Annotated in this window: 11 protein-coding genes; 1 reads left to right on the forward strand and 10 read right to left on the reverse strand. The window is 38.6% G+C overall.

Features of this window, described 5'->3' with window-relative positions:
* Positions 1-4: 4 nt before the first annotated feature.
* The 7 genes from fsa to V6R96_RS15085 form a co-directional block, all read right to left on the reverse strand.
* Positions 5-658, reverse strand: a complete 654-nt coding sequence (gene fsa, locus V6R96_RS15055) for a fructose-6-phosphate aldolase (RefSeq protein WP_336379306.1) — start codon at positions 656-658, stop codon at positions 5-7.
* A 130-nt stretch (positions 659-788) separates the two neighbouring features.
* Positions 789-2,822 carry an alpha-glucuronidase gene (locus V6R96_RS15060; protein ID WP_336379305.1) on the reverse strand — a complete coding sequence of 678 codons (2,034 nt, stop codon included), beginning with the start codon at positions 2,820-2,822 and terminating at the stop codon, positions 789-791.
* Positions 2,823-2,969: 147 nt separating this feature from the next.
* The gene (locus V6R96_RS15065; protein ID WP_111952823.1) at positions 2,970-3,938 is read right to left on the reverse strand and encodes a glycoside hydrolase family 43 protein; all 969 of its coding nucleotides are present in this window, start codon (positions 3,936-3,938) and stop codon (positions 2,970-2,972) included.
* Between the two features lie 175 nt (positions 3,939-4,113).
* Positions 4,114-5,235 (reverse strand): endo-1,4-beta-xylanase, encoded by a 1,122-nt coding sequence (locus V6R96_RS15070; RefSeq protein WP_336379304.1) that lies wholly within the window; start codon positions 5,233-5,235, stop codon positions 4,114-4,116.
* A 239-nt stretch (positions 5,236-5,474) separates the two neighbouring features.
* Complete coding sequence (locus tag V6R96_RS15075) at positions 5,475-6,929, reverse strand: MFS transporter (protein ID WP_336379303.1); 1,455 nt, start codon at positions 6,927-6,929, stop codon at positions 5,475-5,477.
* 84 nt (positions 6,930-7,013) lie between these two features.
* On the reverse strand, positions 7,014-8,921 hold the full coding sequence (locus V6R96_RS15080; protein ID WP_336379302.1) for a sialate O-acetylesterase: 1,908 nt from the start codon (positions 8,919-8,921) through the stop codon (positions 7,014-7,016).
* Positions 8,922-8,976: 55 nt separating this feature from the next.
* A complete protein-coding gene (locus tag V6R96_RS15085) occupies positions 8,977-11,349 on the reverse strand; it encodes a glycoside hydrolase family 127 protein (protein WP_336379301.1) in 2,373 nt (790 codons plus the stop codon).
* A gap of 522 nt (positions 11,350-11,871) precedes the next feature.
* Here V6R96_RS15085 and V6R96_RS15090 point away from each other — a divergent pair.
* Entirely contained in the window at positions 11,872-12,558 is a 687-nt protein-coding gene (locus V6R96_RS15090) for an NrtR DNA-binding winged helix domain-containing protein (RefSeq protein WP_223559746.1), read from the forward strand.
* A gap of 2 nt (positions 12,559-12,560) precedes the next feature.
* Here V6R96_RS15090 and V6R96_RS15095 read toward each other — a convergent pair whose 3' ends face one another.
* The 3 genes from V6R96_RS15095 to V6R96_RS15105 form a co-directional block, all read right to left on the reverse strand.
* Positions 12,561-14,468: a DUF294 nucleotidyltransferase-like domain-containing protein gene (locus V6R96_RS15095; RefSeq protein ID WP_336379300.1), complete on the reverse strand. Its 1,908-nt coding sequence runs from the start codon at positions 14,466-14,468 to the stop codon at positions 12,561-12,563.
* 46 nt (positions 14,469-14,514) lie between these two features.
* Positions 14,515-15,159 (reverse strand): 3'-5' exonuclease, encoded by a 645-nt coding sequence (locus V6R96_RS15100; protein WP_336379299.1) that lies wholly within the window; start codon positions 15,157-15,159, stop codon positions 14,515-14,517.
* Between the two features lie 87 nt (positions 15,160-15,246).
* Complete coding sequence (locus tag V6R96_RS15105) at positions 15,247-16,974, reverse strand: sodium:solute symporter family transporter (protein ID WP_336379298.1); 1,728 nt, start codon at positions 16,972-16,974, stop codon at positions 15,247-15,249.
* Positions 16,975-16,976 lie beyond the last annotated feature (2 nt).

Raw genomic sequence — 16,976 nt, forward strand, 5'->3', positions numbered from 1 at the left:
ATATTTATTTCATTTTTTGTGAATCTTTGATAAACTGTTCCAAACCGCTGTCTGTTAACGGATGTTTTAGCAATGACAAAATGGGTGGCAAAGGACAGGTAACAACATCTGCACCTATTTTTGCACAATTGATGATGTGCATACTGTGTCTTACGGAAGCCGCTAAAATCTGCGTTTTGAATCCGAAATTATCATAAATGGTTCTGATTTCTTCAATTAAATTCAAACCGTCCGTAGAAACATCATCCAGCCTGCCCAAAAATGGTGAAACATATGTTGCTCCTGCTTTCGCAGCTAAAAGTGCCTGTCCGGCGGAAAAAATTAAAGTACAATTTGTTCTGATTCCTTTTTGTGAAAAATATTTGATCGCTTTGATTCCGTCTTTAGTAACAGGAACTTTTACCACGATCTGCGGGTGCAGGGCTGCCAGCTCCTCTCCTTCCTGAATCATTTCGTCATAAGTAATTCCGATAACTTCGGCACTTATATCGCCATCAACGATATCACAGATTTTAAGGTAATGGTTAAGAATATTTTCTTTTCCGGAAATCCCTTCTTTTGCCATCAGAGACGGATTGGTCGTAACGCCATCCAGAATACCCAAAGCATTGGCTTCTTCAATCATAGCAAGATTCGCCGTGTCTATAAAAAATTTCATAAAATAAATTGTTAAGGTTATAAGTGTTAAAATTACACTTAATTAAATAAATGAGCAAATTTTGCTCATTATAATCAAGATGAGATTTAGTTTAATGATAAATTGAATACTGGAAATTTAATTAGCCATTCTAATTATGATGTCCCATATTGAGCTTAATTTCCTTTAAATCTTCCAGTTCGTGAACCGGTCGCTCGATGTCATAAGGAATCGGCATTTTCGAAAAAGTCTGAAAATATAGCAGACACGCATCTTTCCACCAAACAGCATCTTTTGCCTGAATTTTTAATTTTGATTGAACGTTCTGGAATCGTTCTTCATCAACATAAGGCTGCATTTTGTCCCAGACTTTTTGATATTCGCGTACATTTTTAACGCCTGTATCGTATTTGTAAGATAATTCTTCCCACAAAGTTTTGCCATCTTTCATCTGATAATTCCACGGAACATGATGAAACCAGAGAATCAGGTTTTCAGGGCAGGTCTTGATATTTCCATACACTTCATTCAAAGGAGGAAAATAATCTGAAACTGCATTACTTCCGGTTTTAGTTCTGTCAAAACCTACTCCATTTGCATCAGCTTTGTGGTAATAAACTGGCGACCAATCTGCTCTAGTTCCTTTGTAATCACCCCAAGGTTCAGGTCCATAATGGTGCATTCCTGCAAAGATATGGTGCAAACCAAGAGGCATCATATAATCCACTGCCGTTTCCCTTGATGTCAGCATCATTTCTTTCACAGGACTGAGGAATTTGTCATTATCGGTAAACGTCATTTTAATCCATTCTTCAGCAATCTGTTCAGAAGTCAGATCGTGGTTCCACGCCAGACGCCCGAAAGCGTACCAATTGGCCTGTGCAAAATGATGACCCGTCCAGTTTTTATCTTCCCCGATATTGGAAACCGCAGAAATAGCCGTAATTTTCGCAGGTCTTAGCGTTCCGTCTGTAATTTTAGCAATCGTAGAACCTTTTCCGTCAGAATAAGTATCGCTGTTCAGTGTTTCCTTAAACAATGGAGCGAGATAAACCAGATGATTGGCTTGCCCTAAATATTCCTGAGTAATTTGAAACTCAACCATTTCAGAAGTTTTCTTCAGCGCTCCAAAAAGTGGGTTAAACGCTTCACGGGGCTGAAAATCAACAGGTCCGTTTTTAATCTGAACAATAACATTATCTCTGAATTTCCCATCAAGGGGAACGAATTCCAGATAGGCTTGTTTTGCGCGGTCTTCTTTGCTGGGACTATACACAAAAGCTCTCCACATTACGATTCCTCCGTAAGGCTTCAGAACGTCTGCCATCATATTGGCTCCGTCTGCATGTGTTCTTCCATAATCCTGAGGTCCGGGTTGCCCCTCGGAATTGGCTTTCACCAAAAAACCTCCAAAGTCCGGAATTAATTTGTAAATCTCTGAGGCTTTATCTTTCCACCATTTCTGAACATCTTTGTTTAAAGGGTCGGAGTTCTGAAGTCCGCCTAAAACTTTTGGAGACGAAAAATTAACTGAGAGGTATACCTTGATGCCGTAAGGTCTGAAAATGTCTGCGAGAATTTTTATTTTTTCAAGATAGTCTTTACGGAGCATATTGGGTGATGCATTCACATTATTGAGAACAGTTGCATTAATTCCTATTGAGGCATTGGCTCTTGCATATTCTTCATATTTCGGGGAAATTGTATCCGGTAAATCTTCCCATTTCCAAAGTGAATGTCCTGCATAACCACGCTCAATCGTCCCGTCCAGATTATCCCAATGGTTGAGAATTCTGACATCATAAGATGGTTTTTCGGTAATATTAAGATTAGTTACCATTGATTTTGTTTGCTGCAAACGTAAAATATGATACACTCCATACAACAATCCGATTTCTTTTTCAGCAGAAATAACCAATTTGTTCTGAACTGATTTTATTGTATAACCACCTTTCAGATTTTTTAATGATTTATCTGTACGAAGTTCCACAGCCTGTCCCTGCCAATGATTCATCAATTCTTTTTTGGCAATATTTAAAGTCGGATTGTTTCCTTTGGAAATAATTTTGTCTGAGGACACTCCATTTTTTGCCGGAAATCGAAGCCAAAGCTGACTTCCGTCTTCCGCGAAAATCGTTAATGGAATCATTAGAAATAATAGGATGTATAGTCGGAAATAGCGCATTAGATTTTCTTTTAATTTTTATTTAAATAAGTTTTGGCTAAAGCCAAATTGTATCTCTTCATCTTTAAACGGGCTAAAGCCCGTTCCTATTGATAATAGGATTTTATCCTACCTTCATTAAATCGTCTCTTTGGGACTTTTTATAGATTATTCTTCTAAACCTTCAATGGTTTTAATTTTACCATTGCTGTCATATTCAAGTTCGATTACCTTCATACTTCTGAGCCATGTTTTTCCTTCACTCGGAACAGAATCGTGGAAAAAGAGATACCATTTTCCTTTAAATTCAACTATACTGTGATGGGTTGTCCATCCAACAACAGGCGTCAGAATTTCTCCCTGAAAAGTAAATGGCCCATAAGGATTGTCTCCCGTTGCATAACATATCAAATGCGTATCGCCGGTAGAATATGAAAAATAATAGGTGCCATTGTATTTGTGCATCCATGAAGCTTCAAAGAAACGGTGTCTATCACCGTGAAGCAAAGGATTACCGTCTTTATCAAGAATCAGAACATCTTTTGGTTCTTCCCCGAATTCCAGCATATTGTCACTCAACAAAGCTACTTTTGAAGGAATTGCCGGTTCATTTTCATTGGGAAGAACCGCGGATTCAAGGGCTTTGTTGTTTCTATAACGTTGCAGCTGCCCGCCCCAGATTCCACCAAAATACATATAATATTTTCCATCTTCTTCAAAAATACAAGGGTCGATGCTGTAACTTCCCATCATCGGGTGTTTCTCCGGAATAAACGGTCCGTAAGGTTTGTCGCTTACTGCAACCCCAATTCTGAAGATGTCATTTTTATCTTTTAACGGAAAGTACATATAATATTTACCGTTTTTGAACGCCACATCGCAATCCCACAACTGTCTTCCTGACCACGGAATATCTTTTACAGAAAGGACAACACCATGGTCTGTAATTTCGCCGTTTTCTACATCATCGAGAGAAAAAACGTGGTAATCATTCATATCAAAATGATCTCCGTTGTCATTTTCTTCCATTCCGCTTTCCCAGTCGTGGGACGGGTAAATGTACAATTTGCCTTCAAAAACGTGCACAGAAGGGTCTGCCATATAATCTTTCGGGAATAGATATTTTGATTTTTTCATTTTAATTTATATGTTAAGATAATAGACTGATAGATTTTATTTTCTCGCAGATTTTCAGATTATTTAAATAAAAATCTACTTAATTCGCTAAATCTGCGAGAGAAACATTTTTGTGATTTGCAGATTATTTTTTAAACCTTATAGGTTTTGAAAACCTATAAGGTTTGAAGTTGCATTATTTTTCTTTTGTTAACTGAATGATTTTTTCCACCACAGGTTTTGTCTGATCGTTCCGGTCGAAAAGTAATGGATAATCGGTTCTTCCTTTTACCGGGAAGTCATTTTTCCAAGATTGGGCATCAGTAACGCCCCACAAGGTTACTCTTCTGATTTTATCCTGATGCTTCAGGAATAATCTGAAAAAATCCAGATAACGGTTTTCCCATTCTGCTTTTATATTTTCGGGAAGCCCTACCTTATAAGGATTCATTTTTGCCTGATATTCCACGGTATCTGAAACGTTGGCAGAAGTTCCCCAAGGTGACGGAAGTGCGCTGATCTCCATTTCGGTAACATTAACCTTCACTCCGTTTGCTGCATAAGCTACAATTGCTTTTTCATATTCGTCAAGTGTTGGTGTATCGAGACCCACGTGAGTCTGCATCCCAACACCATCGATGCGGATCCCTCTGGATTTTAGAGTCTGTACCATTTTGCTGACGGTCTGCACTTTTCCGGGATACCATTCGTTGTAATCATTGTAATACAATTCCGCATTCGGATCAGCTTCCTGCGCGTACTGAAAGGCCAGCGGAATGAATTCTTCACCTAATATTTCGTAAAATTTACTTTTCCGGTAAGAACCGTCTTCCATGATGGCTTCGTTAACCACATCCCAGCCTTTCACGCGGCCTTTATATCTGCTTACAACCGTGGTGATGTGATTTTTCATCCTCTGCTTAAGGACTTCCTGAGAAACGTCTTTCCCGTCTTTATCAACGAAAAACCATTTTGGCAGCTGAGAATGCCAGATCAACGTATGGCCAATGATAAACATTTTATTTTTCTCTCCAAAAGCCACAAACTGGTCAGCATCATCAAAAAAGAATTTGCCTTCCTGTGGTTGCAGGAACATAGATTTCATACAGTTTTCCGCTACAATGGAACTGAACTGATTTTTAATGATCTCAACAGATTTTACTTCTGTTTCGTGAATCTGCGGAAGGCTCATTGCTGTTCCGATGTAGAATTTATTTTTGAATGCGTTTTTCAGAGAATCATTTGAAGTTGCCGTATTTGCTGTCTTGCACGAGACGGTCAAAGTTAAAATTCCTAATAATGCTACTATTTTTTTCATAAAATTTTTATTTTCATTTGGCTTTTAGCCGAAACTTATTATAAATTTTGGCTAAAGCCTTTTTCCTTGTCTTGTATTAAACGGGCTAAAGCCCGTTCCTATTGATTCCAATTAATCTTGTCAAGATTTTTGAATACGAATCACTCGCAGCCCGGCTTGAACGGAGCTCTTTTTGTGGAACAAGCGGAACAAAAAAGCGGGAGTGGAAGACGGATCAGCTGTCCAAAAAATATAATTGATTAATCTGTTGATTTTCTTCTTTCTTTCAAATCCTGCTCGATTTTGATTTCCATTTTTTTGTTGATTTCATAGAACATCAGCAATCCGCACGCTAAAAAGAACGGAATGGAAGGAAATACACTGACCAGCATTTTTGCTCCTGCGGAAACAGTTTCCGGCTGTATCACGCTTATCGCACCTTCTGACGAAATGTAACCGTATTTTCCGATAATCAATGCAACCAAAGAACTTCCGATACTCAAGCCGACCTTTAAGCCGACCATCATCGCAGAGAAAATAATGGCTGTTGCGCGTCTGTTATTTTTCCACTCGGAATAATCTGCCACATCTGCAATCATCGCCCAAAGTAAAGGGGTTCCGATTCCGTAAAAGAAACCGTGTAAAATCTGTGACAGGAACATCAACCCCACCGATTTTGGCGGATAAAATATGAATGCCAGTACGAACAATGTTGAAATGAACAATGAGGCGATGAATGCATCTTTCTTACCATATTTGTCAGCAAATTTTTTGGAAAAAGCAATCCCTACAATCATCATGATAATCCCGCCTGCATTGAAGAGCCCGAAACCTGCTGACCGTGGATCTTCTCCAAAGAAATTCATCCCAATGGAATTGAAGAAATTCGTAATCGGTGATATAAATTGCTGAAGTGATGCTTCATCTACATAGTTGTTAAAATAATAGACATATGAGCCACCTTTCATCGCGAGTGTAATGAAAATCAATGCGGTAACTATCAACATGATAATCCATGGCTTATTTTTCTTTAAATCTTTTAAATCAGCGCCCAAAGTCGATTCCTGTTCCGGTTTTGGAATCACCCTTTCTTTGGTTGTAAAAAACGTTATCAGCAACATGATCGTTCCTATAATGGCGAGCCAGGTCATTACAACCTCGATTCCGGCTGCTTTATCACCATGTCCTGCAGATAAAATAATGGGCAGCATAAATACCTGAACGAAAAATTGCGCAAACATAACGGCAACAAAACGGTAAGATGAAATACTATTTCTTTCGCTCATATCGCCTGTAATTACACCACTTAGAGCTGCGTAAGGTAAATTATTGGCTGCATAAAGCAATAGCAAAAGCGAATATGTAACTGCTGCATAAATCATTTTTCCTTTGTAAGAAAAATCGGGTGTGCTAAATGCAAAGAGTGCCGCTGCACCCAGTGGAATTGCGGACAGTACAATCCAAGGACGGAATTTCCCCCATTTTGTCCGGGTTCTGTCTGCCAAAGCACCAATCACCGGGTTGAATACAAAGCCTGCCAATAAGCCTACAGTAAGGGTGATAATGGATGCATCTTCCGCTTTTAATCCGTAAATATCTGTGTAAAAATAAGCTAAATACGTTACAAGCGTCTGGAAAACCAGATTGGCCGCTAAGTCTCCTAAACTGTAGCCGATTTTCTCAACAACGGATATTTTCTGGGATGGATTGTTCATATGAATTAGATATTAGATAAAAAGATTTATAGACTGACAGATCATAGAATAAAATCCGCCTTTATTATATGTTTGGTTTAGTAATTATTCAGTAGTAAATGGTGAAGCAGGAAGTCCTGTTTTGTTTTTCAAATTTCCGTCGGGATTGTCTGCCCAGTCGTAGCGAACAGCGAAAGGTTCTTTTACATCATCGTTCCAAACCATTATTTTATTACCTTCCACTTTGGCTTTTGCCCACTCATATTTACCGTTTTTACTTTTGACAGCAAAACCTTTCAGCTCTGAAACAGGCTCAAAATCATCTGTTCCGGGTCTGAAAGAGAGCATAATTTTATTTCCTTCCACTTTCATTGACTGATACACCGGTCCGTCTGCCGTGATATTTTTTCTGTATGCCACTTTTAATGCCTGTAAAGCCAGTCTGTCTCCCACTGTTTTCTTATCAAGCGGATGAATGTCGTTCCACTCTCCTAAATCAATAATTACGGCAAGTCCTGTGTTTGGAACTTTCAGCGAAACTTGACGTTGCTGGTCTCTGAGCTCTGCCCAATTACTTTCGGCAGGCTGATTTTTCGGTTCCATAAAATTGGCCAGCTGTACGGTGAAAAACGGCAAATCTTTTTGGTTCCATTTGTTTCGCCAGTCCAGAATCATTGTGGTCAGCAAGTCTCCGTATTCTTTTGGTTTTCCGGTATTGCTTTCGCCCTGATACCAAATCGCCCCTTTGATATTATAATTGATTAAAGGGTGAATCATTGCATTGTATAACCCTGTCGGTTTCCAACGGATGAAGGTCTGTCCGGGAGCCATTTTTTCCATTTTAGCCCCGATTTTATATTTCCATTCGGTTTTTAAATCAATTTTATTTCCATCAATATCAAGATAGTAAGGCTTGTCAGCAATGAACTGCCCTTTTCCGCTTCCGTTTGTAATTCTTACGGCAATGACATTTTTGCCTTCTTTTAAAATACCTGCCGGAATATTGTACCAGCGAGGCGGATATTCATAGGTTACATTTCCGACTTTTGTTCCGTTGATGTAGGTGACATCGGCATCTTTTATTCTTCCTAAATTTAAAAATGCGGCTTTTCCTGCCTGATTTTTGGTTAAATTAATCTCTTTTCTAAACCAAACCGAACCTTCAAAAGAACCTTCTTTATCTTCCCAGGAACCGGGAATATTCATTGTTTTCCAATCAGAATCGTTTAGGTCAAAATTTTCCCAATGTTGATTAAATCCGATATCACTTTCGTCGAGTTCTGTGTACCAAGCTTTGCTTAACGCTTGTTCGCCAGATTCTGTAGATTTTATTAAATCATCATTCTGCCATTTTTTGGCTTCGTCAAGATATTCAGGGTATTTTTTCAGGGAATTTTCATCCATCCAGGCCTGGATTGGTGAACCACCCAAACTGGTGTGGATAATTCCAATGGCAACTTTGTTTTTTTCACTTAATTCTTTCGCAAAAAAATAGGCAACTCCGGAAAAATTAAGAATCGTTTGTGGATTGGTTGCTTCCCACCTGCCACCATCAAGCTCAGCCTGAGGTAATTTAAAATTATATTTTTGTGGAACAGTGAAGAATCTGATGTTCTGATTATTTGCATTTTTAATCTCATCTGCATAAAGCGGTGTCAGTCTGCGCATCGGAAGTTCCATATTCGATTGTCCTGAAGCCAGCCAGACATCGCCGATAAGAATATCCTTCAATGTAATTTCATTAATGGTCATTGTATAAGGACCACCTGCTTTCTGCTCCGGAAGCTGAATTTTCCAGTTTCCGGCCTGGTCGGCGGTTGTGCTGTATTTTTTATTGATGAATTTAATTTCTACTTTTTCTCCGGCATCAGCCTTTCCCCAAACATTCAGCCTTTGGTTTCTCTGCAGAACCATTCCGTCTGAAACCAATGCGGGAAGCTTGATTTTAGCTTCAATGAAAATGCAGAATATGCAGAGCAGCAAGCTTAAAATTTTGTTGAGTCTATTGTTCATATGGATTGGAATATTTTGTAGTTTTCTCAAGGTTTAAAAACTTGACAAGACTTGTTTAGTTTTTATTTGGCATTTGATTCAGCAATCTGACTTCGATGATTTTCGGGGTAAGGGATTTTTCACCTGAATTAAATTTTACTGTCAGAACTTCCTTACGACTTTCAGATTCGGGAATTGGAATTAATAATGATTGTGAAGAGCTGCCTAGTTTTCCGTCGAAATTTTTAGAAATTACCTTGATTCCGTTAATTTCCGCATTCAACGTTCGGTTGGTATTGGCATCGAAATAAAGAAGATAAAGATACTTTGCCTTTTTATCTTTGTTTCTCATCTGATAGCTGAACCAGCCTTTTGCCTCACGGAAATGACGGTCCTCCATATAACCGGTATTGGAATCTTTGCTGTCGATGAAATGATCTGATTCCGGTTGTTGCTCACCCAGCTGAACTTTATCTGAAGTGATGCTGTCAAGCTTTCTTATTTCCTCTTCTTCTTTAGCTTTCTGCTTCTGAATCTTTTCAATCTTATCCTGATCTGCCTGGGGAAAATAAATGATGTAGCGCTCTTCATGAATCTTATAAAATGGAACTAATTCCAGTCCGTTACTGAATTTATTCTGGGGATACAGACCACTCAATCTGAAGGTCAAATCTCTTCCGCTAACCGTTTCCAAATGATTTAAAACCGAAGCTGAAGGGCCTGAAATAGTTGGAATTTCATTTAAAGGAATCTGTGGGCCGTGCGCGATATGTCCACCTCTGCTGTCATCGGCGAAAAGTCCATCCTGGTTTTCTTTTCCGTATCTAGCAGCTAAAACAACCGGACCATATTTAAACGCAAAATAATCTGAATGATCGGGAAGCTGTTCTGCGGCAAGATGCATCGGCATTTTCATCTCGACCACGTCTCCTTTTTTCCATTTTCTTTTGATACTAAAATACCCTTCAGCATTCACAGGCACACTGATGTGTTTACCATTTACTGAAATGTTGATTTGAGAGGCATCTGACCATTCCGGCGCTCTTAATTTTAAATTGATATTTGAGGCTGATACAACATCAAAGATCAGTTTCGTAGATGGTGATTCCGGGAAATTATTTTCCTGTCTCAGAATTATTTTCTTTTCAGACCATTTTAAAACGGAAGGAATAAACAGGTTTACATACAGATCTTCATCAGAATACGCATAGATCATTTCACCATATTTGGCGTGGTTCTCCATTCCGGAACCTACGCAGCACCAAAAGCTGGTTTCCGGCTGGGAATACACCCTGTAATGACCGGGACGCATTGGTGTAAAATAAACAAAACCGCCTTTTCCGGGATTTTGTGTGGAAAGAATATGATTGTACAAAGCCTTTTCGTAATAATCCACATAAGATGATTTTGGATTGGCTGCGTACAATTCCTTGGAGAGTTTCAGCATATTATAGGTATTGCAGGTTTCGGGACCTTCAATACTTTTAATCATTCCGCTGAAATCACTGGTCGGATTGAAATGCTCGCTGACACTGTTTCCTCCGATAACAGCTGATCTTTTCTGCGTAATATTGTTCCAGAAAAAATCGGCGGCATTGCTCCACTCTTTATTGTTTTCCAAATCGGCAATGCGTTTAAATCCAATCACTTTCGGAATCTGTGTATTGGCGTGGATGCCGGTGAGTTTATCTTCACCATTCAGCAGTGGATTCAGAATCGCAAGATGAGAAAAACGGCGGGCAAGCTTTAGATATTTTTCATTTTTTGTAATGTCGTAAACATCAGCAAAAACTTCATTCAGACCACCGTGTTCACTTTGCAGCATGTCCTGAATCTGTGCATCGGAAAGTCCGGAAACTTCTTCAGCCATCCAATCCGTGAGCCTGATGAGCATTTGTTTTGCTTTCCCGCTCTCCGCATACCAATAGGCATCACGTAAACCCGAATATATCTTGTGAATGTTATATAAAGGAACCCAACGGTCATTCAAACCGAAAGTTGCTGCCCGGATATTTCCCCCGGCAATTTCCTTCCAGATTTTTTTACCGTTCGGAACTCCCGAAAGATAACCGTCTCCTGAAAGATTCTGACAACGCTCCAGCTCATCAATCATATAATCCAGACGCTGCTTTATTTTTGAATCACCTGTAGAAGCATACATTAATGCCAAAGCGGATACATAATGACCGCCAATATGACCATCCAATCCTGTATTTTCCCAATTGGGATAGTTCTCTTTGCCGGGTTTAAGTCCAGCTTCTTTCTGATAGGGTGCCAGAAGCCGGTCTGCATCCATTGCCAGGATATATTTCTCATCCGTGAGCATCGCCCGGCTGAAAACACTTTCGGACAAATGAACCTTGTTGAGCGGAAAGTAGCTAACATTTTTCTTTACTTGTCCAAAAGCCGTAGTAAAGCCCAGAAGTACTATCAGTGATTTTTTGTTCATTAATAAATGTTATTTCTACATTTCTAAAATAAAAGAAAGTATCCAGATAGCAAACAGTTTTCCCCGTTTAGCAATATGTCCTTTTGAAAATGCATTTTGAAATAAGTAAAAAAACTTTTACAAACCTTTACCTTATCATAAAAAACAAGAATAGACAAACTATAGAATATCAATTAAATAAATCTAATCCTGTCATTATCAAAATACATATCGTGTGTTTATAAAAATCGGGAAAAAATTACATCCGGGCTTATCGTATTTTAATAATAACCCTGAAAAAAAGCAGAGTGAAATACCGGATCAAAATTTTAACATATTTTTAACATTGCATTCATATAGGATTTACCATTATTTCAACAAATAATTCGTTTAAATGATGAAAATAATTCCCCAAAATACTATTTGAAACTTACAAATCATCAAAATGAGTATTAAGAAAAATATAAAGTGTTTAACATACATTTATTAATTTTTCATATTAAATCTACATTAAAAGAATTAACTTTGTTTAAAATCATTTTGATGGAAGAAAATTATCTTACTTATCCCAAACATCTTGTCGCAGTAGACTGTATTATCTTTGGTTTTGGTGGAGAAAACCTTAAAATTCTTCTGGTAAAAAGAAACTTCGAGCCCAAAAAGGGAGAGTGGTCACTGATGGGAGGATTTGTTGATGATAAAGAAAATTCCGATCAGGCTGCCAATCGTGTTCTGAATGCTCTGACCGGACTTGAAAATATCTACCTTGAACAACTGAAAGCTTACACAGAAATTGACCGGGAGCCTACTGCCAGAATTATGTCGATTTCATACTATGCTTTAATCAATATCCAGGACAATATTCAGATCAACGAAAAATACAGTGCGAAATGGTTTGATCTGAAAGACCGTCCCGATCTTATTTTTGATCATAACGCAATGGTAAAAGATGCTGTTTTGAGACTGAGAAGAAGAGCAACGACAAGGCCGATTGGCTTTGAGCTTCTCCCTGAAAAATTCACCATGAAAGACCTTCAGAATCTTTACGAAGCTATTTTTGATGAAAAATATGACAAACGGAATTTTACCAGCAAAATCAATGCTTTGGATGTTCTGGTAAAAACTAATGAAAAAGATATGAACTCGTCTAAAAAAGGATCTTTTCTCTACACTTTTGATGAAGAGAAATACAATAAGAAGATCTCGGAAGGCTTTATGTTTAAAATTTAGTCTTAGAAATTTCCGGTAAATTTCACTTTGATTCCCAGTTGAAAATTGGCAATGGTCTTGAAAATTTCGATCAGTGTTACTCTTTCTATTTTAGTAAGTTTACTAATTTCTACATAATTATCAGGGTGCTTTTTATCTATATTGATTTGATTGGCCTGGTTTTTAAGCCGGAGCGCCATCAGATAATAATAAGACTGATGCATCTCATTATACTGCTGCTGTGTGAAAATTCCGATTTCCTTTAATTTTTTCATTCTTTCCCCAGTATTTTCAATTTCGAGCTGATTTTCCAGCGCGTAGACCCTAACCAGATCTACAATTGGAGACATCGCTGTTTTAATGTCGAAGACTTCTGATTTTCCGATAGTCTGGGTCTTTATTCTTTTAAAAAAGGTCAATGGTGGTTCATACTGCAGTGCATTTTTAGCAATATGGGCAAAAAACAGCTGATTGGGCGAAGCCAGTTTTTCTTTGATAAAAGTTTTCAGCTCACGGACAATAGCATCATCACCGTAAATAAAACGGAAATCAAAAAATGTGGAAAAATTCATCGCACTTTCAGGCAGAGATTTTTCAATCCATTGGGTATAATTTCTTTTCCAGTGAGAAAGAGAATGCGTCCACTTAGGATTGCTCGCCATGAAGCCACCTTTGCAGTATTCAAAACCAATGGTATTGAGGTCGTCGGAAACTCTTCTGGCAAAATCCAGGAAATATTCCCTTACCATTTCCCGGTCTTCGTTGGCTTTGTCTTCATAGATAATTCCGTTGTCCTGGTCGGTATTCAGCGTCTGCTCTTTTCTTCCTTCGCTTCCTGTGACAATAAAGGCAAATTTGGCAGGCGGCTTTCCTATCTGTCTGATGACCTTTTCTATCACTTTTCCTGTAATTGTATCTGCAATGGTGGTAATAACCTGACTGGCAATTTCACCATGAACTCCCCTACCCAAAAGCTGATTGATGATATCAGGTACCTGGTTCCATTTTTTGCGAAGTTCTTCCGTATTTTCTGCTTGCTTTACAGACTGGATAAACACCAACGGGCTCTGCGCCTGCTCGCTCAGCAAACGGTTTCTGCTAAGGAAGCCTACATATTCATCTTTATTTTTTACCAGAAGATATCTTGTTTTGGTTTTAAACATCATCAGAACCGCTTCATACAGGTAAGCATCACTGGAAATACTGACAATTGGATTATCCATTACCTCCAAAATGGCTGTTCTTGAATCCAGGCAGCGGGCGATGACGTTATCCCGTAAAGTAATATCTGTCGCATAACCGATAATCTCGTCACTCTGTGACTTCCTGATAAAAATACAGCTCACTTTATTGGCTGCCATCATTTTGGCGGCTTCAAAAACGGGTGTGCTTTCTTCACATGACACAATACTTTTGTAAGCGATGCCTTCTATTTTTCTGGAATACAGCTGATCGGCAGCAAAATAACTTTCTTCAAAAGTAGCCGGGGTTTTTACAAAGTGCGAAAACTCCTCATCCAGCATTTTTATACCAAAATCTGAAGTGAAATAATGAAAAAAGCTGTCGTAGGCATTGCATAATTCATAAAACTCCTTTCTGGGTAAGGTGTAAACCACAGTTCCTTTTTTGGCTATCGCAGATTTTAGTGCACGAACCCGGTTCAGAACAACTGAAATTCCGCCGAAACAGTAAGGCGGATAATGTCTGGTCAGACATCTTTTGTTTTCTGCAACATCGAAAAAGAAAGTTTCGTATTCTCCTGATGAAATAATATCGACCCCTCTCATCTCGGTCACTTCCTGACGATACACCAATGTATCTTTAGAAAACTCGGTTTTTGTAAACGATTCAGAGATTTCGGCAAGAACCGTTTCAGGCAGAAGATCAAAAGGTTTTGTTACTTTTAATAGCGAAATAATTTTTTCTTCCATAATGATTAAATAGGTGGCATATATTCAGATTAATAAATTATTTCATTTACTTATTGATTTTATCTAAAAAATTCAATTTACTTTCAATTTTGTGATGGATATTCTGAAGTTCATCTTTTGAAATTTCTCCACGGGAACGAATCTCAAAAAAGCATTTTGCTGTCATTTCTGCATCAATCACAGCATCGTGAGAGCGTTCCATCTTTTCATTAAAAAGAAACTCGTAAAGCTGTGGTAGCCGGAAGTAATCTGCTTCAGGATTCAAAGCATAGCCTTTGCTTTTGAGCATTGTACAGTAAAAATAACTTTTTTGAAAAGGATTTTCCAAACCTGCCCTGTAATAATCACAGCTTAGCGTGTGAATATCAAATTCTGTGAAATGTCCGGTTATGAGCGGCTGATATTTCCGTATATCTTGCGAAAGCTTTTCTAAAACCAATTTCCGGTTCTGTCCGTTTTTACTCAAAAGCGTTTTGGTAATCCCGTGTACTTTAACCGACTGTGCACTGATTTTTAAATTTTCATCATAAATATAAAAATTCTCCCATTTAATTTTGTTCCCGGTTTCATCGTACAAAATCCATGCAACCTGAACTGCTGATGGCCAGTTGTCTGTTTCAGAATAAGGAAGATTCCAACGTTTCGGAATTCCTGTTGTTTCGGTATCGATAAAAAGGAGATATTTTTTCAAAACTTTATTTAAAATTACAAAATCATCAGACTCTTTAACAAAAATAGGATGCCAATCATGACATCCTATTTATAAATTATTTATTAATTACCAGAATCTCACATAAAGTGCAGTCAGTAAAAGAACTGTTACTACAATCATAACCAATGTTCTGGAATCTACTTTAAACATGGTTGCATCTATAGCGAAAGCTTTAGGATTTACTTTCGGACCTGCCAAACTGATCAGAACCATAACAACAACTGTAATAAAGAATGACCAACCCATATTAATCAAAAATGGAATTTCCGTGATCGTATGAACGACTCCGTTTTCTAATTTTTCATAGGTAAAAGCAGTGTATAGCCAGGTTTCTTTCCCGAAAATATCTACTGCAAAACTGTTGAAGAAAATAGCCAGTAAAAAGCCAAGAAGAACGCCTACCAAAGCTGCCGTTCCTGTTGTTCTTTTCCAGAACATTCCCAAAAGGAACATAGCAAAAACTCCGGGACTGATAAATCCGGTATATTTTTGGATGAATGTGAAACCACCTTCTCCTCCAATTCCCAGGACATCTGTCCATGTAAATGCCAGAGCCACGAACATTGCGATAATGATTGCCCAGCGTCCTGTTCTTACCATCTGGATTTCGGTAGCATCTGCTTTCAGGTATTTTTTATAGATATCCAAAGTAAAAATGGTCGAAATACTGTTTACTTTTCCTGCCAAAGATGCTACAATTGCTGCAGTAAGCGCTGCAACCGCAAGGCCTTTCAGCCCTGTTGGCAAGAAGCCTAAAATGGCTGAATAGGCGCCATCTTTTACACCGTTGAAACCTGGCAGATGCCCTTTCGTATATAAAACATAGGCTGCAATTCCCGGAAGCATCACAATAATCGGCATAAATAATTTTAAAAATCCCGCGAACAAAATTCCGGTTCTTGCCGTTTTTAGGTCTGCTCCCAAAGCACGCTGCGTAATGTACTGGTTACATCCCCAATAATTCAGGTTAACAATCCACTGACCGGCAAAGTACATTGCCAATCCAGGTAAAACCACATATTTCTGAACATTCACGTTCTCCGGCATTGCCAGAGTTGTGGTGGTTGTAGCCGGTTTATCAAGAATGAGCTTAAAATGCTGTGGTGCTTCTTTAATTAATGTCTGGAAACCTGTGAAAGCATTTCCTACAGCGGCTCCGTTAATTCTCTGGTCAACAATCTGAAGAGCCATATAAACCGTGGCAAAACCTCCGATAATTAAAACCGCTACCTGAATAACGTCGGTGTACCCGATTACTTTCATTCCTCCCAGACCAATCAGCAAGGCCATGAGCAGTAACCCAATCATAATGATATGAAGATTATCTCCGCCCAGCAATGTATCAATGGCCAAAGCTCCCAGATAAAGAATGGAGGTCAGGTTTACAATCACATACAGAAACAGCCAGAAAACCGCCATAATCAGTGAAACCGATTTGTTGTAACGGGTTTCAAGGAATTGGGGCATCGTATAAATCTTATTTTTAAGGTAAATAGGAATGAACCAGACTGCAATAATAATCAATGCAATGGCTGCAATCCACTCGTAAGCTGCGACAGCAATGCCTACGAAGAATCCTTCACCACTCATTCCTATAAACTGTTCGGCCGAAATATTGGACGCAATCAGGCTGGCACCAATCGCCCACCAGGTAAGTGAACCTTCTGCCAGAAAATAGTCTTTACTGCCTGTAGCTGCAGATTTTTTCCTGTTGTAGATCCAAATTCCGTAACCGGCTACCACCACAAAATAAATCAGAAATATGATGATATCAATAGTTGCTAAGTTTCCCATAA

Source organism: Chryseobacterium sp. CCNWLW53, from assembly GCF_037083525.1.
GTDB lineage: Bacteria > Bacteroidota > Bacteroidia > Flavobacteriales > Weeksellaceae > Chryseobacterium > Chryseobacterium lathyri.

What these genes read in the sequence shown, in the direction of transcription:
- fsa (WP_336379306.1), bottom strand. Translation starts at nt 658, where the DNA reads ATGAAATTTTTTATAGACACGGCGAATCTTGCTATGATTGAAGAAGCC.
- V6R96_RS15060 (WP_336379305.1), bottom strand. Translation starts at nt 2,822, where the DNA reads ATGCGCTATTTCCGACTATACATCCTATTATTTCTAATGATTCCATTA.
- V6R96_RS15065 (WP_111952823.1), bottom strand. Translation starts at nt 3,938, where the DNA reads ATGAAAAAATCAAAATATCTATTCCCGAAAGATTATATGGCAGACCCT.
- V6R96_RS15070 (WP_336379304.1), bottom strand. Translation starts at nt 5,235, where the DNA reads ATGAAAAAAATAGTAGCATTATTAGGAATTTTAACTTTGACCGTCTCG.
- V6R96_RS15075 (WP_336379303.1), bottom strand. Translation starts at nt 6,929, where the DNA reads ATGAACAATCCATCCCAGAAAATATCCGTTGTTGAGAAAATCGGCTAC.
- V6R96_RS15080 (WP_336379302.1), bottom strand. Translation starts at nt 8,921, where the DNA reads ATGAACAATAGACTCAACAAAATTTTAAGCTTGCTGCTCTGCATATTC.
- V6R96_RS15085 (WP_336379301.1), bottom strand. Translation starts at nt 11,349, where the DNA reads ATGAACAAAAAATCACTGATAGTACTTCTGGGCTTTACTACGGCTTTT.
- V6R96_RS15090 (WP_223559746.1), top strand. Translation starts at nt 11,872, where the DNA reads ATGGAAGAAAATTATCTTACTTATCCCAAACATCTTGTCGCAGTAGAC.
- V6R96_RS15095 (WP_336379300.1), bottom strand. Translation starts at nt 14,468, where the DNA reads ATGGAAGAAAAAATTATTTCGCTATTAAAAGTAACAAAACCTTTTGAT.
- V6R96_RS15105 (WP_336379298.1), bottom strand. Translation starts at nt 16,974, where the DNA reads ATGGGAAACTTAGCAACTATTGATATCATCATATTTCTGATTTATTTT.